The organism is Halorientalis persicus, from assembly GCF_900110215.1.
GTDB classification, from domain to species: Archaea; Halobacteriota; Halobacteria; order Halobacteriales; family Haloarculaceae; genus Halorientalis; species Halorientalis persica.
Genome location: NZ_FOCX01000024.1, coordinates 1 through 20,646, shown reverse-complemented (window position 1 = coordinate 20,646; position 20,646 = coordinate 1). Strand labels below are relative to the sequence as shown.

The 20,646-nt window shown below is 57.5% G+C and carries 11 protein-coding genes and 1 pseudogene; 8 read left to right on the top strand and 4 right to left on the bottom strand.

Annotated elements, in window-relative coordinates; genetic code table 11:
* Window positions 1-369: 369 nt before the first annotated feature.
* The gene (locus BMX17_RS19145) at window positions 370-3,333 is read left to right on the top strand and encodes a DEAD/DEAH box helicase (RefSeq protein WP_092663111.1); all 2,964 of its coding nucleotides are present in this window, start codon (window positions 370-372) and stop codon (window positions 3,331-3,333) included.
* 20 nt (window positions 3,334-3,353) lie between these two features.
* Here the strand turns inward: BMX17_RS19145 and BMX17_RS19140 are convergent, their stop codons facing one another.
* The 3 genes from BMX17_RS19140 to BMX17_RS19130 form a co-directional block, all read right to left on the bottom strand.
* The gene (locus BMX17_RS19140) at window positions 3,354-4,379 is read right to left on the bottom strand and encodes a competence protein CoiA family protein (protein ID WP_394327919.1); all 1,026 of its coding nucleotides are present in this window, start codon (window positions 4,377-4,379) and stop codon (window positions 3,354-3,356) included.
* 129 nt (window positions 4,380-4,508) lie between these two features.
* A complete protein-coding gene (locus tag BMX17_RS27070; RefSeq protein WP_244515060.1) occupies window positions 4,509-9,302 on the bottom strand; it encodes a homing endonuclease associated repeat-containing protein in 4,794 nt (1,597 codons plus the stop codon).
* Window positions 9,303-9,451: 149 nt separating this feature from the next.
* On the bottom strand, window positions 9,452-11,017 hold the full coding sequence (locus BMX17_RS19130) for an ATP-binding protein (protein ID WP_092663109.1): 1,566 nt from the start codon (window positions 11,015-11,017) through the stop codon (window positions 9,452-9,454).
* A 318-nt stretch (window positions 11,018-11,335) separates the two neighbouring features.
* On the opposite strand from BMX17_RS19130, the gene BMX17_RS19125 reads away from it, so the two are divergent.
* From BMX17_RS19125 to BMX17_RS27055, 7 genes and pseudogenes are all read left to right on the top strand, one after another.
* The gene (locus BMX17_RS19125; protein WP_092663107.1) at window positions 11,336-13,450 is read left to right on the top strand and encodes a vWA domain-containing protein; all 2,115 of its coding nucleotides are present in this window, start codon (window positions 11,336-11,338) and stop codon (window positions 13,448-13,450) included.
* Window positions 13,450-15,225: a HEAT repeat domain-containing protein gene (locus BMX17_RS19120; protein ID WP_092663105.1), complete on the top strand. Its 1,776-nt coding sequence runs from the start codon at window positions 13,450-13,452 to the stop codon at window positions 15,223-15,225. Before BMX17_RS19125 ends, BMX17_RS19120 begins: the two co-directional genes overlap by 1 nt.
* 85 nt (window positions 15,226-15,310) lie before the next feature.
* Window positions 15,311-17,161, top strand: coding sequence for an ADP-ribosylglycohydrolase family protein (locus tag BMX17_RS27455; RefSeq protein WP_092663103.1), 1,851 nt, complete (start codon window positions 15,311-15,313; stop codon window positions 17,159-17,161).
* A gap of 27 nt (window positions 17,162-17,188) precedes the next feature.
* Window positions 17,189-17,638 carry a CRISPR-associated ring nuclease gene (locus BMX17_RS19110; RefSeq protein ID WP_092663188.1) on the top strand — a complete coding sequence of 150 codons (450 nt, stop codon included), beginning with the start codon at window positions 17,189-17,191 and terminating at the stop codon, window positions 17,636-17,638.
* A complete protein-coding gene (locus tag BMX17_RS19105) occupies window positions 17,638-18,681 on the top strand; it encodes a PIN domain-containing protein (protein WP_092663101.1) in 1,044 nt (347 codons plus the stop codon). The genes BMX17_RS19110 and BMX17_RS19105 overlap by 1 nt, the downstream gene beginning before the upstream one ends.
* Before the next feature lie 291 nt (window positions 18,682-18,972).
* A pseudogene (locus BMX17_RS27555) lies at window positions 18,973-19,515 on the top strand (metallophosphoesterase); the annotation flags it as partial.
* Between the two features lie 402 nt (window positions 19,516-19,917).
* Entirely contained in the window at window positions 19,918-20,274 is a 357-nt protein-coding gene (locus BMX17_RS27055; RefSeq protein WP_244515058.1) for a hypothetical protein, read from the top strand.
* Between the two features lie 60 nt (window positions 20,275-20,334).
* On the opposite strand, the gene BMX17_RS19095 is transcribed toward BMX17_RS27055, so the two are convergent.
* Window positions 20,335-20,646, bottom strand: a 312-nt coding sequence (locus tag BMX17_RS19095; RefSeq protein ID WP_139203584.1) for a transposase, incomplete at its 5' end; no start/stop codon positions are given.

The window sequence follows — 20,646 nt, the reverse complement described above, 5'->3', positions numbered from 1 at the left end:
ACAAACAGACTGTTGGAGTCTGTGTGAACACCGAAAATAGATGCTGTATTGTTTCAGTATTGGATATATCATATGTCGCTATACAAAGACAGATGGGGATTAGCGGCCTACAGTTCCGGAGGATTCTGGTGTTATTAGCTCTCCGCAGATCAACGTGACACTCACCGGCTGTTAGGATCGGTGTATAGTCCATATCGCGGTCTACGCCCGCCTTCAACAGAATGTCGGTTAGTCGCGGATATTATTCGATATCACAGCGAATACGAAGTAGAACAGCCGGACACTGTAATCATTTGAGGATTAAGGACGCCTTCGTCAGCAGGTCCCAACAGTAGCTTCATTACATATTCTCTTTATTGACAGTAATGAATGGGCTACTTCGCCGATCACGCTGACCAGATTGATTTTCAGCAGTTCGGCTCGGAAGGAATTGAGGGAATAAGATCCTGCCAAGCAGGTGGGTTCTGGGGCGTCAAGAGCCACTTCACGGCATACGAAGATGAGCCAGCACTGGTGTCAATGCCGACTGGTTCTGGGAAGACAGCGCTGATGATGTTATTGGCATTTGGACTGAGCGAGAAGCAAGTACTCGTCGTGACTGCATCTGACGTGCTTCGTACCCAAACCGCAGCGAAATTCAAACAGCTAGATGGCCTGAGACAAGCTGGCGTTGTTGATGACAAACTGGAGACCCCTTCTGTTGCAACAGTTACCTCAAGAGTCACCGACGAGGAGACCTGGGACGAATTGGATGAGGATGTTGTAGTTACTCTCCCTCACAATATCAGCAAGGTCTATGACTCGGACCAGTACTCAGATTCTATTGTCAGTCCTCCTGAAGAGAAATTTGATCTCGTCTTTTTCGATGAGGCACATCACATCAGAGCTCCCAGCTGGATGGAGCTACTCGAGACCGTAGACAGTGCTAAGCGGGTATTGTTGACTGCGACTCCATTCCGTCGTGACCGACAGACGCTACCGGGCCGGATGGTGTATCACTATCCTCTGAGCAACGCGATGGAAGAACGATTATATCAACCATTGTCTTTGACTGAAGTTTCGACGTATCGTGCTGACGATCCGGATAGCAAATTGGCAGTAGCAGCGGCTACCGAGCTGGCAGATATTAGAACGGACTACTCCAGTGCTAAGCTTCTAGTACGGTGTGATAAAATCTCTACTGCTCAAGGTTTGGAAGATGTCTACAGCAGCCATGGGCTTGATGTTGAGGCGATTCATTCGGACCGGACGTCCAAACAAAATGCAGAGACGATCAGCGCACTTCAAGATGGAGAACTTGACGGGGTCGTTGCTGTTGGGATGCTCGGTGAGGGGGTCGATATTGCGGATCTGAAGGTTGCAGTGCTTCATCAGCCCCCGAAGTCGTTTGCTTTCACACTCCAACTAATTGGCCGTGTCACTCGACCTGCGGAAGATTCGGATGTCGCTGCAACAGTTATCGCTGACCCAGACAAGTTGCGTGAGGCCGGGGTTGATGATGTCGTCAAGCGATTGTATCATGAGGATGCAGGCTGGCGTCAGCTCGTTCCAGAACTCGTCGACAAATATATTGAGACAAACGTAGCAGCGACTACTGCCGGACAAGATGCGCTTCGAGGCGTCAATGAGCAAGACCTCCAACCATACCGCAGCACTCGACTTTACGAGAGTACGGAGTCTGATGTCGACTTGGTAGCTGACGTTTCACTTGACGATGACACTATCGTCTACAAACTGCCCCGATCCGACGAGGTGTTTCTTGGGCTGATCACCGAGAAAATCGATAAACCGACCTGGGGGACTAGAACTCCGCTTGACTACCGTCAATATGACCTCCATCTCTACTACTATCACGACGAAACCGAGACTCTGTTTGAAGCTTCCTCATCCGATGAGCTATCTGACCGTATTCGTAGCCAGATAGTATCCGATGAAATTGAAATCTACGGCGGTGAATCACTCGTCCGAATGCTGCAGGCAGAGGTCGATATTGAGTACCAAGTTGCAGGACTAGCCAACGCACTGGGGCCGTCTGGGAGTCTCCCTTCCTATAAAATGTATCTTGGTGACCGGGTGGAGGGAGCTGTGAGGCAAACAGATGCACAGGCCTTCGCTCAAGGCCATGCAGTTGCAGAGGTTGATGAAGAGATCATTGGCATTAGCAATGATCAGGGGCGTGTTTGGTCCACTGGTAGGGAGGGAATTGGTGATTTCATTTCGTGGTGTCAGGGTCTCGCGGGCAAACTTGAGAAATATGAATCCGAATCTGTCGCACCTAAACTTGGGTTAGGGGAGGTTCGCCGAATCGACGAGTTCCCTGCAGATCCAGTATACGGGACTCTCAATCCTACGCTTCAACAACTCGATGTTGAGATTAATACAAGCGAAGTACACGAGGAGGGTGGATGGCAGCCCGTGAAGGAATCTGCTCTAAGAGACCTCACTTACCAGACCGATGAGCCCACTGCTGTCGAATTCTCCTATACTCCATATGAGACAGCGCAGTCGCTATCTGGCACGTACAATATCGCAGATAATGAACTGACCGGTCAACTCGCTAACTGTCAGTTCAGGATAGTCAGTAGGGACCAGACCAGCGAATTGACCGGTGAGATGTTTTTCAACCGTTATCCGCTGTACTTCTGTACAGGTGACGGGACCTTAGTGTATAACGGGCGCGGACACAAGGTCAAACAAGAACTTTCAGAGGTTCCGTCGACTTGTTTTGTTGAAGAATCGAAGATCGATTGGTCGGGATGTGCTACGTGGGGAGAATACTCATTTGATGATAATGACACAGATGCCGAGGGACTCATTCATGTTCACGCCTGGGTAGAGAACTTTATCGAGGCAAACGGTGAGAGTGAACAAATTCTGTTCCGTGATCATACGACCGGTGAGATAGCAGACTATGTTCAGTTCGAGCCGTCTCAAAAGCGCATTAGCCTCTACCACTGCAAGGCATGCAAAAAAAGCAAGAAAAGTGGAGCGCGTCTCGAAGACGTTCGTGATGTTGTTGATCAGGTATTCCGGAGTATAGCGTGGATTAGGAACAGTGGGCTTCCAAAGCGGATTCGCTATCGTCAAGAGAATACTGGTGTAGAGGGGTTCAAACTGAATGAAGAGGGATTCGATGAAATCGAGACAAGATTTCAGCCGAACGAGTGGGACTTCAGAGTGTATATCGTTCAACCTGGACTGGACCACGACAAGGCCCGAACACGGGCTAACATCAATACGCTACTCCTGACCTGTAAGGAGTGGTTAGAGGCGGTTGATACTGAACTACGCATTATTGGCGATCCTAACGATCAAGTCGTGGAAGTGTCCTAAGGGTACTAATTTAGCGGGGCTCAGCTCTTCTCAATCTCGAAGGCTCGGTCAAGAAGATCTGCGAGGTCGCGTAGATTTTCCGCAGCATACGATTCAACTTTCATCGCCACACGTTCCGTTTCCTTCTGCTTCTTCCACAGCGTCACCACGACATCGGAGTCTCCATTTGGGTCCGGTAGTGCAGCTGTTATCCATGCCGTCACGGTTGGCGATCCCTCCAACCATCTCTTACTGAGTTCATGCCACTCTGGATCACACTCTTCCGGTGACGGTCGGTCCTCCCCGAACGCCTTTCGCTCCAAATCATCGGCAAAGGACCTGAGTTTCACAACGTCATTAGGAACAACCTGTACGGAAAGCGACTCGCTTTCGCCCCAGCTCTTTGCCTTCCCAAGTGAGAACGTTAGATGCCCGTCTGGCGTTCTGGAAATTCGAGCGCTTCCTCGTCGCTTGATGTTTTTCTCCGCGATAGTAACCCACACTCCCGACTTGTCGAACGACATCCAGTAGTCTGCAGGAATCGGGACTTCAATCTCTACAGTTGGGTTCTTCTTCTGCCAGAGCCACCGCGTCACGTCGGGATACCCCTCCGTCCCGTATCGGTCCGGGAGGGCGTACGGCCACACCGAGAGAATGCCGGAGAGGTCAACATCGTGAGTCGTAAAGTCGTCTTCCTCGAGCCAGGCAACGCTGTACTCCCGATCAAGATAGTGCGCTACGACTGCTTCCTTGTCTTTTCCCTTATTCCGGTACTGGGCTTCAACTGCAATTCCCTTGCCGTATGGATCACACGGCTCGGGGAATTCCAATAGCACGTCAGGAATGCGTCCCTCGAGGTCGGACTCGAGTTCAATAGTCGCCTCCGGGTAGTCGTTTTCCAGGCGCGCGTATGCGATGGCCTTCATCTTGTGATGGATTTCGGACTCCCCTGGGCAGTCACCATCACCACTACCGGCTCCGCTGCCATCTCCTTTCCCGCCGCCCTTGTGACTGAAGTGCCGAGAGACGAACGTGCTCCCGCGGTTGTAGGACCGGACCACTGACATCTCCTCGCCGCAAACTGGACACGCAACTGTCGATCCGTCCGGGACCTGTGGAGGGAGTACCTCGTCACCGTCAGACAGTCCAAGATATGGCATATTTGTTGAGTTATTTACCTCCCTAACTCACTCCAGTCACGATTTCGCTTCTACCGGTGGCTCTGATCCACATTCGATCGCCGTAAGGTCTCTCGTGCTATCGAGTAGTCGGTGTACCTCGCCATCGCTCTCCCAGACTGTCCCTCTGGCCTCACGCAGGATATACCAGGTATCGACTTCCCACTCAATCTCGAGCCCGTGTTTTTGCCAGACTTTGAGCTCGAACTCTTTGCCGTTGAGATCGGCGACCAGATACCGGCCATCTACACGATCTGACCGGGTCCGTTTCTTCTCTTTCACCTGAACTGCGATCGAAGACGGAAGCCGACTGTTCCCGGGGATATCCTCCCAGGTGAGAACGGAATCTCTGTCACCATTCAATACGGGCGATGAATTTGATTCCTCTCTGGTATCGGGAGATAGATCGGACTCAGTCGTCTCGTTAGTCGACTCTTCGCTCGCATCAATCAGGGAGGTTGCTTCCGTCCACGATCCAAAGAAGTTGGAGTACATTCCCGCGGAGACTCGCCCGTGATGGTTCATCTCCGTCGTTTTCGGCATATGTCCGAGTTCGTCACGAACACGTCGGAGTTCCTCAAGGAGTCGCTCTCGCTTGTCGATCCCCGCAGCTTCCAGCGCTTCATCCCACGAGCCGAATTCTTGGAGACAGTCATACGATTTGTACGCGCCGTCAGAATCCATCTCCGACGCGTACGGCACGAGGTTCTCACCGTCATCAAGACGCTGAATCTCGTCGATGAGTGCCTGCCGGGATGGTCCAGAATCTGGGGTGGGCGACGTGGCGCTGTCGTCAGGCTGACCGTGGGGTTCATCGGTCGAATCGTGGGCTTGCGATGCCTGTTCGGAATCTTCACCGCTGGCGAAGTCAGCGGCTTCGCGTGCTGCAGTTATCGTCCCAAACTCGTCGGCATACATTCCGGAGCTGTATCGACTGTGTTCGTCGATCTGAGTGGTCGACGGAACCTCTCCGATTTCAGCAGCAACACGCTCCAGTTCAGTGAGAAGCGACTCCCTGCGATCGATACCGGCAGCGTCCAGTGCATCGTTCCACGATCCGAACTCCCGATAATACTCGTGAGTCGAGTACGATCCTTGATCGTCCATCTCGGGTGCCTTTGGGGCGCCACCGAGGTCCTCTGTCAAGGTCTGGAGCTCGTCGATGAGATCGTCCTGCGTGGGTTGGTGATTATCACTTCCCGTTGACTGCTCAGCGGTCGCTGTCTCGGTCTCAGGACTCGATTTCTCCTCTGTCCCACTGCTGTCGCGTTCCGCCGCAAGAGCCTCCTCAAGTTTCGCATGGAGTTGTTTGGCTTCCACCACCGAGGAATTCGGTTTCTCATCTGAGGCGGACAGTACCGCCTCAAGCTTCGACTTCGCCTCACGGTACTGCTGCTGTGCCCGATCTTCCTCGCCGTTTATCGAGGCTGTGCGCGCATCACTCACGAGTCGCTGAGCCTCTGTGAGCGATTCCTCGAATTCTACCTGCCGATCAGCTCTCTCGAGGCAGGTGTTGGTGAACTCCACACCGGCTTCCGCCCTCGCTGTATCGAGATCGTATCGCTCGCCCCATTCAACAGCGGATTGGAACTGTCTCTTGGCTGCGTCCAATACGCCCTCAACTGTAGTGAACCCGTTACTAGTCGCGACGACGTCGCAGCATTCGAGGAGCCGCTCGCCTGCGGCACACCGTTCCTCGTACGCAGCGATGCGAACGTATCTCGCAACAGCTTCGAGATCGGTATCGGTACCGTCGGGGATTGTGAGCGTCTGGTCGTCCGTCTGGATTCGGATTGTGCGATGCTTCCAGAAGAGTTGGCCGGCCTGCTGAACATCGACACTCGTGACGTCCTCGTGCCGTATCTGGATCGCTTGATTTTCAGGATCATTCCCGATGACGCAGAGCACCCGCGTGGGGGTGATTACAGTAATCGCCCGATACCCGTTTAGATCTGGCAGCTGCTGGCCGGTATAGTCCGGAGCTTGGCGCTTCGATGCCAGCAGGAAGATTACCTCTTCGCCATTCAGCAGGTAGGTTTGGAGCGATCGCTGGTGTAGATAGCCTGTCGAGAAGAGGCCACCGTCGCCCGTGCTCGTCAGGAGGGTTTCGTCGAGGGATGCGTCTGTGTCAGGGTCGACTTGCAGCCGTCTCGAAATAGCGCTGGGCGGCTCACCCACTCCCAGCACGTCAAACACGCTGGCACTCCCAACCGCCTCATCGCTGCCAGCCTCCTCCTCGATCTCAGGAACCTGTGGATCCGACTCGGTTTCTGTCGATTCAGAACTGGGTGGCTCCGGCGAATCAGGGCCTTGAGACGAAGTTGTCTCTTCATGTGATTCGTCGTCTTCTGACGTCGACGATGGTGACTTCTGCTCCGGTGTATCGCTCTCCCCACTTGTGCTCTCATCAGCTGACTCGCCGTCGGTCGGTGTTCCTTCTTGGTTGGCGGTTGCTCCTTCTTGTGACTGCTGACCCGACGACGCCTCCTCAGAGAGCGCGCTTAACGACGCTGTCAATAGCTCGTCCAACTCCGTCGGTCGCTCTCGATAGATGGGGAAAAGCCACCAGACGCGCTGGAGGCCTTCGACGGAGAGGGCTTCCGAGTCACGGAGTGTTTCCATCGCGGCTTCCCAGTCATCCTGCGCCACTCGTTCCCCCTCCAGCCATAACTCATCCAGCAGAATTTCTGTCGCTTCGACGGTCAGTTCATCAAGCAACTGTTCCAGATTGACGTTCCCCTGAACGGTCTCTACCTCGAGATCCTCAAGCAGATCTCGGGCCCAGAGTTCGTGTCCCCGCTGCTCGGCGCGTTCCAGCAACTCGGCGTCGACGCCGGCCTCCTCGATGATCGGCTGCACCCCAATCGTCTCCCCCAGCTCCCGAACCCAGTTGAGCTCCTGCACATACTCCTTCGAGTCCAGCCCCGCAATGTAGTTCTCGTCGGGCATGGCGATGAAATGGTGGAAGTGGGGCCGCTGATCGCCGTGTTTGCGGAGGACCCGTCCCATCCGCTGTACGAGCTGAAGCTTCGTTTTGGTCCCCGCGACGTTGATGCCGACTTCCGCATCCGGGACGTCAATCCCCTCGTCCAGCATCTTAGGAGAGACGAGTACGCCATTCTCGCATTTCCCGAACTTGTTGATGTTACGTTGGACCGTCTCGTTGTTCTTCTTGGAGGAGGTCTCAAGCTGGCTGTGTGCCCGATAGACGTGATCGGACACCTCCCCGAGTTGGTCTGCGATTTCGTCAGCCGTGTCGATGTCCATCGCGAAGATGACGAGCTTGACAGGCTGGTCTGGGTCTTCGAGATAGTCCTTCGCCAGTTCGATTGCCTCTTCGATCTTCGGCTGTGATCGGTGGCGGATCCAGGTTCGCGAATGAATCGTCGCCTGGAGGTTCGACCATTCATCGGGTATGTCCTCGTCGTCGAAGACCATCGACGCAGCCTCGTGTGCGCGAATGAAGTCCCCGAGGTCTTCGAGTTCGGTAAACGGGACAGGAATCTGTTTGAGAATCCGCTTGGTTGCTGTCGACCGCCGGATGTGCTTGAATTGGTCGGAGATCGACTCTGTTGCCTCATCCCATTCTTCCCGTTCGTAAGGGTCGAGCGGCGTTGGGTGTACAGTCCAGTCGAATTCGGGTATAATTCCGTCGCGACGAGCGTCCTCGACCCCATACGTGTGGACGACATCACCCAACAGCTCGGTAAGCTGCTCTCGTTTCAGCTCACCGTCGTCGCCGATCGTTGCTGAAAGGCCCATCGCAGCCCGATAGTTTGGTCTGTCGATGGCAGCCCCGTACCCATCTAAATTAGAGTAGTGGTGTACTTCGTCGTAGATGACGAGATCGTACTGGTCGGCGAGATCACGGTCGTATCGTGGCAGGAGGGACTGTGCAGTATAGAACTCCACTTCTCCACTACTAAACGATACGCGGTCTGCCTGTTCACCCGTCTGTCCGGCAGGCATCGGGAGGCCAAGCTTCTCCTGTATCTCCTGCTCCCACTGCTTGAGGATCGCATTCGAATGGGCGACGATCATGATTTTCGCGTCGTCAGTTCGTGGTTCGTGGTCGGGGTCCTCCGGAAGGACGCCGCAGCATTCGGCGATGGCGGCGATTCCAGCCACCGTTTTCCCTGTGGCCGTCGCCATCTCGAGAATTCCGTGTCGGCCGTTGTCCAGCCACTTGTTGAGGCCTTCTTCTTGGTTATCCCAGAGGGAGACCATCAGGACAGGCCGATGCAGGCGGGACATGGCCGCATCTTTACTCATGCTGCCCAGCGAATCGGCTTCGTCAAGGAGGGCTGTCAGGAGTTCTGAATCTGACAGTGCTTCTTGCTGGGCGGCGGTCACGAACAGCTCCAACAGATAGAGACCGCCACCACTCCCAATATGAGAGACGTCTAGCGCACTCGGATCGAAGCCAAGCTGTCGCAGTCGTTTGAGAAGGACCGTTTCTGCAGGCTTCGAAATCACACCTGTTTGCGCTGACCGCTGTGCGGGGAGGTTCTGATTTAACGATACAATGTCCTCTCGGAATCCGTGGAATCTGTCTCGATTCGTCTCGATGGGTTCCGTATCGACGATGCCTTGAATGCGGTCCGTAATGAAGTCTGCAAATAAGCTGCTGTAATATTTTTCTAAGAATTTCCATTCGATCGGATCAACAGGCCCCTCATATCGGGGCATCGTGACCTTATTTGCGACCTCATCATCTAATCGAATGAGTTGCTCTATGGACGGAAGATCAGCGAGGACGTCGGACTGGTATTCGTCGAAAAAGTCGTAGTCGTAATCAACCAGTCCACCCATTCGTCTCACCTATTCCCTATCAATCGTATGAATGTTTTCGTGAGGAACACGCTTTGTCGTCTCCCGGTACCTCGCCCCATCACGACTTCCATCAGGGGCGGCAACCGACAGGTCCCTCGTTCCGTTCTCACAACCGATTAGGTAGCGACCTAGCATAGGAGCAAGTACAACCAGTACGGAAGTTGGATGATTCCCTCTCCGAGATCCTCAATAGGTTGTCTGCCTCGAACCGTATCACCAGCGAGGATGAATCCAAGTGGCACGTCGTACGCTTCTTTGAATTCTCGAACGGCTTCGAGTGACTCCTCACGCTCGCGTGACTGATACGCTAGCCCGATCGGGACAGGGGTTCCGTCCACCTCGAAGACGAAGTCGACCTCACCCTCTCGCCCACGCCAGTACTGGACGGTGGGCGTCTCGTCATTGCCCTGGATGGCGTTGATCCCATAGGCGAACCGCATCGTGTGGTCGAACGCCGCGACGCGGGCTAGGTCGGCCTCGCGGTCAAAATCGTTGCGGACGGTCGAGGCGTCGCCGTCGGCGAGCGCGGTCACCAGCCCTGTGTCACGGAGGTAGAGTCGCACCGACCGGGGGCGGCTATTGTCGTACTCGGTAACGCCGGTCAACAGGTACAGCTCTGCCAGCGCGGGAAGATAGCTATCGGCGATCGTCCGCCGGTCGACGTCGAACAGTTCGACGAGATCCTGATACCGGAACGGTTCAGCCCCCCGGTTTCGGGCGGCGAGCGCGCAGAGGCGTTCAAGATCTGCGATCGTCTGAATCGATTCGAAGCCGGGAACCTCCTGGTAGAGGGCATCGCGAACGTCCTCGCGCAGCTGCGCGTAGTCATCCATCGTCAGGTCCGCTGCCGACTCGGCGGCGCCGTCAAGGTCGTAGCTGATGGTCCCGCCCATCGCGAGGTAGTCGACGACTTGTGACTGGATGCGTCGTTCGACGTCTGCAACCTTCTCGTACTTCTGTCGAAGCTCTGCGACGAGTGACTCGATCTCGCCACTCTGGAGAGCCGCTGGCAGGCTGTTCTCCCCGGTTCGCAGAGAGGTGGGGCTCACGCGAGTGTCTTCTTCTTCAAGATCTGGATACAGCGTGAAGAGGTAGTCCCGGAACTTCTCAGGGAGAATGGGCTGGATATCGTAGTCTTCGGCCGGCATCGCGACGCTTTCGAGTTCCCGTTCGACTTGAATGCCGGCGCTGGCGGTCAAGACGACGTGTCGTCCCGGGACGTCCTCGAGCAATTCTGCGACGGGGACGCCCCACCCGTCGATGGTCGGCTTGTTCGGATGCTCGATCTGGTGAACATCGTCGATTAGGATGAAGTGTGGGTGGTCTGCTTCGATGCGGCCGAGAACCCTGCTCTCGTAGTACCGAACTGCGCGTCGCAGCTGTTCGTCCGATTGGAGTTGGTAGAGCGGATCGGCGTCGAATGGAAGATAGAGGAATCGTTCCGGATCGTCGCCAGTCTCGATGCGATGGTGAATGAACTGGTGGAGGAGCGTGGTTTTCCCGACGCCCCGTCGTCCAACGAGGCCGAGAAGCGGTTGGTCCTCGAACTGGCTGCCGGACTCGTCGGGACGGGCGAGATGATAGAAATCGCTCTTTTGCCGTGCCGGGAGTGAGAATGCTTCTGTCCCGTGTTCCCACCACGGATTATGGTCGTGAAGCGCCCGAACGAGAGCGTCACCAGCGTCGATAGGCATGGGTTTGTTGACTAACTCATGACCTCCTTCGCAATGATTGTTTCGACTCAATACCCAACAGTGTAGCGGTGGTTACATACTCATAATCCATCTTCTAGAGTATGATACTCCACCAGGGACGATATAAGGAACACTACGATGAGTCTTTGTTCTCTAATATCTGCTCCATCTTGCTCATTGGCGAAGCATTTATCACATCTTAGCGCACACTAATGAGTGTGAAGGTGGATAAAGACGCATCGTAATGATGGTTTCTCCCCCTTCGTTTCCGGGGCGAGCGCACACACTGTCGTCAACCACCCGTTGGCTGTCCGGGGAATGGCACGCCACACAGACACCATGGATACGATGTACGCGGACATAGAGGACGGGAAGCGTCACGATATCGCAGTCGAATTCATCACCCGGCGAGCCATCGACTGCGACGGAGAACACGTCCACCGCTTACTGGTCGTCGATCAATCGGGGAAGCAGTTCACGGTACTCGCCACGCCTGACAGCGAGGCGCTCCTGGGCCTGAAAACCGGGGCAACCCACCGCATCTCGGGGTTGTTGGGCGCTGCCCCTGTCACCTCAGCAGACGACATCAGGGCTGAGTGTCCTGATTGCGAGGGACGGCTTCGACCAGGACAGGTCGTCGATGCAGCTGGAGCAGCCGTCACGCAAGCCGCGTCACAGCTCTCTCTCGACGAACCGTTCGGGATCATCGATGCCAGAGCGACCGTCCGTCGTGTTCGGGAGGACCGCTCGCTCGTCGACGACTGGACGCCGATGGATGACGACAGGTCGGTCACCCCACCCGATTACGTCTGTGAGTCCTGTGGGCGTCACGTCGACGCGTACGAACTTCGGGAGACCGCCGAGGCCGATCAGATGCTCGAAAACCAGGTGATGGAGAGTGCATCACCGGCGCCAGCAAGTGCGGACATGGCGAGCACGGAGACAGTCGGACTCGCCGCTGGCGGGGCGAAAGACGTGGCCAACTTTCGGGAAAACGTCGCGAACGGGTATACGCCACAGCCGGAGGCGATCAGCGACGAGGGGCTGTTCTACGACTATCACTTCGAGACGGGGACGCGGACCGAATCGGACGCCCTGTTCGCGCCGCGCTACGCGGCTGCCGCGAGCGACCACCCGATCAGTGGGGAGACCGAGCGCTACCTGTCGGTGGGGCTGGACTCGACGCTCTCGGTCGACGAGTTCGAACGGCCGCGGCTGGATCTCGTCGCCGTCCTCGACGTCTCCGGGTCGATGGACAGCTCCTTCGACGCGTACTACTACGACGAACACGGGCGCAAGCGCGAGGCCGAGGATGATGCGGCGACGAAACTCGAAGCGGCGACCCAGTCGCTGTGCGCGCTTACCGAGCAGCTCCACGATGAGGACCGCCTGGGCGTCGTCCTCTACAACCACCGCGCCCACGTCGCGAAACCTCTCCGTGATGTCGGAACGACGGATATGCCTGCGATCCGTCGCCACATCCGCGAGATCGCTGCTGGCGGCAGTACGAACCTCGCGGACGGGTTCGAGGCGGCCGTCGACATGTTGGTCGGCGGGACGCCCAGTCCTGACGTCGAGCGCCGTGTCGTCTTCATGACCGATATGATGCCAAACACGGGGACGACGGGGGACAGCGAACTCACGCAACTGTTCGCGGACGCGGCCGCCGAGGGTGTCCACACGACGTTCATTGGCATGGGGCTGGACGCGAATGCGGAGCTGGCGGACACCTTGTCGAGCATCCGTGGGGCGAACCACTACTTCATCCACTCGGCCGCAGAGTTCGAGCGTCGTCTGGGGGAGGAGTTCGACTACATGGTCACCCCGCTGGTGTACGACCTGAACCTCGACCTCGACTCAGATGGCTACGAGATCGAGGCGGTTCACGGATCGCCGTCCGCGGACGCCGCGACCGACCGCCTGATGCATGTCGGGACGCTGTTTCCCTCCGCAAAGCAGGATGGCGAAGCTCGGGGCGGCGTCATCCTCGTCCGCCTCGAGCAGACGAGCTCGGACGCCGATCTCGATCTGGTCGCCTCGTGGACGGAACGGGACGGTGGTGAGTACACCGAGCGCGTCACCGTCGACGTTCCCGACGAGTCCGGTACATACGCCCATGAGGGCGTCCGGAAGGCCGTCGCGCTGGCCAGGTACGCTCGCGAACTCCGGACGTGGGCAGCTGACCTCCACGACCGCGCTGACGCCGCGACTGGCGTCGACGACTGGTTGCTCCCCGACCAGCGCGGCCAGCACGAGCGCGAGTCCGTGCCGTTGGTCGTTCCTGATCGATATACTGAGCGGTTCGACCAGCTTCGCAGCTACCTCGCAGATGAGATGGCGGCTGTGGATGATGAGTCGATGCAGCAGGAGGTGGAACTCCTGGAAACACTGTGTCAGCAGGCGCCCGCGACGCCGCGCGAGGTGAGTGACTAATGCTCGTGTTCGCGTTCGACCGTGACTGGACTGTCGACGTGAATCCACATCCCCGCCACGACGCCGTCCCACTGGAGTGGGTGCGTCATCTCGCGCACGATACGCCGCACGCGGTCTACGCTATCGGGAATCAGACGCTGGCCGAGGAGGCCGCAATTCCGGGTGTCGTCGACATCGTCGGCCGCCACCCCGACGACTGGGACGAGTGGCTCGGCGAGAAACAGCCCGATGGTCGGTACGAGCAGTTCCCACTCCGGCGCGAGCGGCTATCACTCATCGCCGACCTGCACCCGGACGCGGACGGCTACGTCGTTGTCGACGACCTCGATCTGAGTGATGCCGACGGGTGGGAGCACTACCACGCTTGGGAGTTCGTTCCCGCGGTCGAACGGGGAGACATCCATCCCGACCTCCCATGGGTTCGTGACCTAATGACCGACGGTGGACTCCCGACGTCTGCCGGAATCATGCCTGCGAACGCGTCGATGCTGTCGTCGTTTCTCGACGACCACACCGATGCGCCCGGATTCGAACTCACGTACATCGATGATGGGGCCGAACGAACGCAGCTGTGCCACGACGTCTCCCTTCACGCGGTGACACTCGAACGGCCTTCGGCAGCGCCAGCGCTCCAATGCACGCCGCTCGCCCCCGATAGTGACCAATTCACCGTTCCCGTCGACGCAATCGAGTTGCTCTCCGTGGTCGATCCCCCACCGAATCTCTACACGGCGAACGCAGAGACGCCTGCCGAGGAGGCAACTGGGCTCCGCCGACTCGCGGATGTGAATCCAGAGGCGGTCCGTATCTCATCGATCCTCGCTCTTCTGGATCGCGAAGACGTTGATTTGTTCCGGGAAAAGGACGCAGTCCAGGCACTCCGTCGGGTGGCGGTGGTGCGCCCAGAGGACTGTACGCCGGCGATTCCAATCCTTCGGTCACTATTGGCACGTGACGAGCTACCCGCTCGGGCCGACGTGCTGGCCACTCTCCGCGCCATTGGTGATGCCGATCCGAGAGCGATCGCTCCGCTCACCGACGAACTCGTACCGTATCTGCAGTCGAACATTGTCTCCGTTAGGCGTGAAGCGACCAGATGTATCGCCGCGATTGCTGAGAAAGACCCCGAGGATGCTGTGGACGCCGTACCGTCGCTTGCAACGATCATTGAGGACGACGCCGACGGACTCCAGTACGCGGTGTACGCACTCTCGCGGATCACGCGCGAGTATCCGGAGGAAGTCAAACCGGTCGCCGAGACACTTGGAGAAGTCACCCTCCGTGACTCGTTGTCCGACAGCGTTCGGTTGAACGCGACCGCTGGGCTTGGACGGATCGTGGGCGAGTACCCGAGCATCGCCGTCGATATCGTTGACGATGTTGCAACTCTGTTCGACGCCGATAACCCCAAGCTCCGGAACAACGCAATCGGACTAATCGGCGACGTGGCGATCGTTCACACCGACGTGGTCGAGCCGTACACCGAGGAGATCACCGCATTACTGACGGTTGAGGACACCTACACGCGAATCAATGCGAGCGGTGCTCTCAGCCGCGTAGCCGAGGACTTCCCGGAGTCGGTCGAACACGTCACGCCGACGTTCGTGGAGCTGCTGTCGGACGAGAATCCGCTCGTCCGTGAGAACGCTTGCTGGGCGCTCGGGTACCTCTGTGCTCGAGACGCGACCTCGGCCCTGAAAGACCGAGCACGCGATGATGACAACGCCGATGTCCGCACGAGGGCATCGTGGGCGCTCGCCCAGATCAACGAATGAGACTGGTCTCGGCGTTTCGCTTGCTGACTCGGTTCGGAGAGTTCGCGAGTGCAGAATTATACGAGAGGGAGGACATCGTAATTCCATGACAATTGAACGTAACGCAGAGGGGTGTCTCCTCGGGCTGGCCTGTGGTGACGCACTAGGTCGACCGGTCGAATTCAAGAGCGCCGAGGAGATCGCATCCCAGCACGGCGAAGTAACGGAGATGCTCGGCGACGGCACGCACGGCCAGCCACCGGGGACAATCACTGACGACACTGAGATGGCACTCTGTATCGCGGAGAGTCTCGTCGATCGCCGCGGGTTCGATCCGGCCGATGTGGCGGATCGGTTCGTCGACTGGCTCGATTCTGACCCGTTCGATATTGGACTGATGACGCGCGATTCCCTGTCCCAGATCAGACAGGGAACGTCGTGGGACGACGCTGGCGCGGACGTCTGGGAATCGCGGCCTGAGGGATCCAACGCCGGCAACGGGAGCGTGATGCGGTGTGCGCCATATGCGATTGCGTTTCGGCACTTCGATGCGGAACTCACCCAGGTCAGTCAGCTTTCGTCGGCGATCACACATGCCGACCCGCGCTGCAGGTGGGGCTGTGTGATTCTCAACCGAACGCTCGCAAACCTGATTCGCGACGAACGCGACCCGCTCAGGACCGCGCTCAAGGATACCTATTCAGCTCCGGACGAACTTCGAACGGCACTCACGCAGGTGCAGGAAGTCGTCACTGGCGACCGCGACTCGACAGCGTTCGAAGCCCAGCTTACGACCTCTGGATACGTCGTCGACTCGCTCCAGGCTGGGCTCTACTATGGTTTGACGGCTGAGTCCGCCGAAACGGCCATTGTTCAGGCTGTGAACAGCGGTGGCGACACGGACACTGTCGGTGCGATCGCCGGCGCTGTCGCTGGCGCTCGATTCGGATCGACCGATATACCGAATCGATGGACGGAAGAGATCGAGGAATCTGACCGCCTCAAGCGATTAGCGCAGCGATTGCTGACGATTCGGATACAGATTCCTGGTAAGAGATACACCACTATGGATGACGGGACGCTTGTCTTCAAGGAACGGACCATCGAGGGACCTGCGTACATTTCCGCTCGCGAATTTCAGGAGGCGACCATCGGACATCGTCCTCATCCCGCGCCACATCGCACTATCAGAACGGCGTACCATGAGCTGACGCCGGCGACGGCTGCGATGCTCGACTGGGAACGGCGAGCGTACGCGGTCGACAGTGGTCGATGTTCCACCTACGCTGGCCCACAGATCGACCTCGATGAGGAACCGGGCTTCTCGCAGCCGACGCTCGTTCCTGTGCCACAGTATCCGTTCGTCGACGCCTTCGATGAACTCCCCGAACAAGACCAGCAACGAATCAAGCGTGACGGGCAGGCAGCAGCGGGTGCGTTCGTTCGGGCGTACGCGGCGTTCGCAGGAATTCGCCACCCGATAACCGAAACCGAGACCGACACGGTCGGCATCGAACGTATGGATCCGATTGCGGGGGCGACGCGAGTGCTAGTCGGCACGTTCGCCGACGCCGGCGAAGCACTGTTGCGAAGCAACGAGAGCGGTGGCTACGACTCGCCAGCGGAGATCGAAGCAGCCTTCGATATCTCGGTCGCTGAGGGGGTCATTGCTGACCACCCACGCGCCGTCTACGATGTTGCCGAAATCTTCCCGCAATTAGCAAGCGGTACGGGTGCTATTCTGGATTACCTCACGCAGCTTCGCCCCCCGCAGCAGCAACAGACGTTGACGGACACCAGTCCAGAGGATCAACTTACGGACCTCCGCGATACGGCCCACACGATGGTCGGAGAACTCCACGTCATGTACGAATCGCTTCGACGAGTAGCAGTCCGGCATCCGGAGATCGAGCACGAGCAATGGCAAGCTAGTACCGCTCAGTCGGGGGGTCGCTGAGCAATGGTTGATGCGTGGCTCACAACCATGAGCACGAACCTGGAGGCGGTCATTAATCCCCTGATCGCAGCCTGTGAAGAGGGATTCCTCCCTGACGAACTGTACGTGCTGGATAATCCTGGCGTCGGTGACCAGTTCGACGACATCACGTCTATGATGGAGCGTGTGGTCGTCGAATACGGCGGTGAGGACCCGGACCTTTCCGTGACGCATCTTGAAACGGAGACTGATTTTCAGGGTATCGTCGAGCACTTCCGTGAACCGATTGCTCAGATACAGGATGAGGGGGGTACGGCGGCGGTTGACGTCACTCCCGGTCGAAAGTTTATGTCGGCGATCGCGTTTCAGGCGGGGATTCAGTTTGAGGCCGACCACGTCTTCTATCTCTACGTCTCGAACAACCGCTTCTACGGTCGTTTGTACCCCGATGTCCCCAGACCTGTTGTCGAACTCGTCGACTTCCAGGAGGTCTTCTAATGCAGCTTGCTCGCCACCACATCACGCATCTCCTCAACGCACTGTACACGGAGGGCATTACGTCGGTTAGTGTTCGGCACCCGTGTGAGGAGATCGGAGAACTCCTCGAAATCGACCTTTCCGATCCCGTTGCAACCACGGTCCGATTCACGCAGGGCGCGCTCACGTACCAGGATTCCCGCGAGGAACTCCACACGACGTACGGCGAACAGGCATACGACGACCTGCCTGACAAGGATACCTACATCCGAGCGCTCGTTGCTGGCGGCCTTGTCGACATCGAAAACCGCGAGGACGTGGAGACGTTCTTCCGCCGACAGGGGCATCCTGACCTTGACGCCGGCCATCAGCCTGTGGCCTTGGGCATCGATACGAACCTCCTCGCCTGGCGGATGCCGGATGTACTCCGACTGGATCCGGAGCGATACAGTGACGACAAGGGACGAAGCCCAGTCAATGGCTTTGCCCTCGCGACGGGTATCTACGAGGAACTCAACTGGCATTACAATCACTACGAGACGCGAGCCCTCGAGGATGCGTTCGGCTCCGAGTTCGCACGTCTGGACAATCAGCCGGCTGGGGCGAATCGTGAAGGATTCCTCGGGCTCTACGAGTACCGCCGTCTCCGCGACCATCGGTATGCGGATACGATCGAGAGTGAGACGGGCGACGAAGCCATCGTAGACGCCTACGCGGAGTACGACCAAGATAGTCGAAAGCGAGTTATTCTCCTCAGCAACGACCACGGGTTCGTTGAGCTGGCCCGTGAGGAAGGAGTACTCGCGCAACATGTGAGCTTCCCAGTTGATATTCCACGGAAGGTGACCGTTACATGGGACGAACTGCAGGATGCGCTTTACACGCTCTCAGTGCTGTTCGGCGTTTTGCGACTCCCAAAGGTAACACTATACGGGGTGTGGAACGGCAAATCTGGGGAGGATTGGCAACGCCGGCGTCTGGATGTCGATTGTCGAAGCGAGAACGTTCGTGAGAAACTGCGACGTGATCGTGCAGTCACAGCTGAATACGAGGCGACGAAATGAGCTGTCAGTCGCAGAATTGTCGGCGGTCACTGTGATTTCCGGCGACGACCGCAGCGAGGAATACACTGGCTAGTAGCGTCTGGATGAGGAGCACTCTCGAAAGCACTCTTTCCTCGGGATATCTCGGGGCCTTCTCGTACACTTGATCGCCTTCAATGGCGACTGCCTTGAGATATTGTCTACACTATAGTGACCTATATGTTGGATACGTCTCACCCTCTCATAGTGCAAGAATGGGTGGAATTTATCTATCCGTGACTTGTGCCTCTATATTACTGTCTAGCCGTACTCATGAACGACGCTCTGGAACTACTGTACACGGGGGATCTCCACCTCGGCCGTCACCCGAGTCGAATTCCGGATGATTTGGATGGTCCGAAGCTGTCGCCGAAAGCTGTCTGGCTGTCGACGGTCCAGGAAGCAATCGACCGGGACGTCGACGCGGTCGTGATTGCTGGTGACGTCGTCGATCAGGAAAATCGATATTTCGAGGCGTATGGCGCGTTCGAAGACGGAGTTGCACAACTCGACGAAGCGGGGATTCCAATCGTCGTGGTAGCCGGGAACCACGACTTCGATGCGCTCCCTGATATGGTCGATAACCTCGACGCTGACACGCTCCAGTTCCTCGGGAGAGACGGGCAGTGGGAACGCTGGACGCTCGAACGGGACGGCGAGCCCATCGCCCACTTCGAAGGCTGGTCGTTTTCGGCCGAACACGTCTACGATTCCCCGCTCGATGAGTACGACCTCCCGGCGACCGATGACGCTCCTCAGATTGGAGTACTTCACGCCGACCTCGATTCCCGAGGAAGCCGGTACGCACCAGTTCTGTCGAGCGAACTCCGCGACTCCGCCGTAGATGCCTGGTTGCTCGGTCATATTCACAGTCCAGGTATCCAAATCGCCTCGCGTCCACTGGTTTTGTACTCCGGCTCGCCACAACCCCTTGACCCAGGAGAACAGCGGGCCCACGGCCCGTGGACGATTACGATACCCGAAAACAGAGACGTACAAGCTGAACAGGTTCCCCTGGCATCCGTTCGCTACGACCGGATTTCGGTCGATGTCTCCGGGGCAGACGACCCACAGGAAGCAACCGCCGTCATTTCGGACGAAATCAAGGAACACGTTCGCTCCGAACTCGATACGAGGTCGCTGAAACTCAGCCTCGTTCGCGTTCATCTAACTGGACGGACGGATGCGCATTCGGCGCTCGTCGATCAGCATCGGTCGATGGAGCGTGACCTCGGATTCCGGGAGGGGTCGGTTTCCGTCCGGATCGAATCGATTGGCGTCGATACCCGGCCGGCAATCGATCTCGAAGACCTTGCGGAGGGAGACAATGCAGCTGCGTTCCTCGCGGGTCTCCTGCTCGAAATCGAGGATGGTGATCCTCGCGAAGCCTACGGTGACGTGGTCGATGACTCGCTAGGCGCTGTACGGCAGGCCCACAGTGCGAATGCGTACAACCCGCTTCGACGCGAGACTGAACTCGAGGACCCGGACGACGATGACGCAATCGAACATCTCGAACAGCAAGCACGGGTACTCCTCGATACCCTACTCAGCCAAAAGGAGGGTAAAGCGTGACCAGGGACCCGATTTGCTTCGAGGAAATCGGCTCTATTGAATCGCCAGATGGCGTTGGAATCAGCGAGTCACATACTGTTTGATGTTGTAGACGAGACACATAAGAACGACTTCACGGAACTCACGGTACCATTCACGCGCTCGGACGGCGGAGCCGTACGAGCGCTTGACCGAGGAGTTCACAGTCTCCGTCATTGAGCGCTGATTGTAGAGATCGTCCTCGATTCGTGCGTTGTGCGCGTGGTCGTACGGAGCGAAGATGCGGTGTTTCACAAGTGGACGTATTCCCATGTCTCGGAGGGTCTCACGCAGTGGCTGACTGTCGTAGCCCCTATCCGCGGCAAGGGTCTGCAACTCGCCCGCGTACCGGCG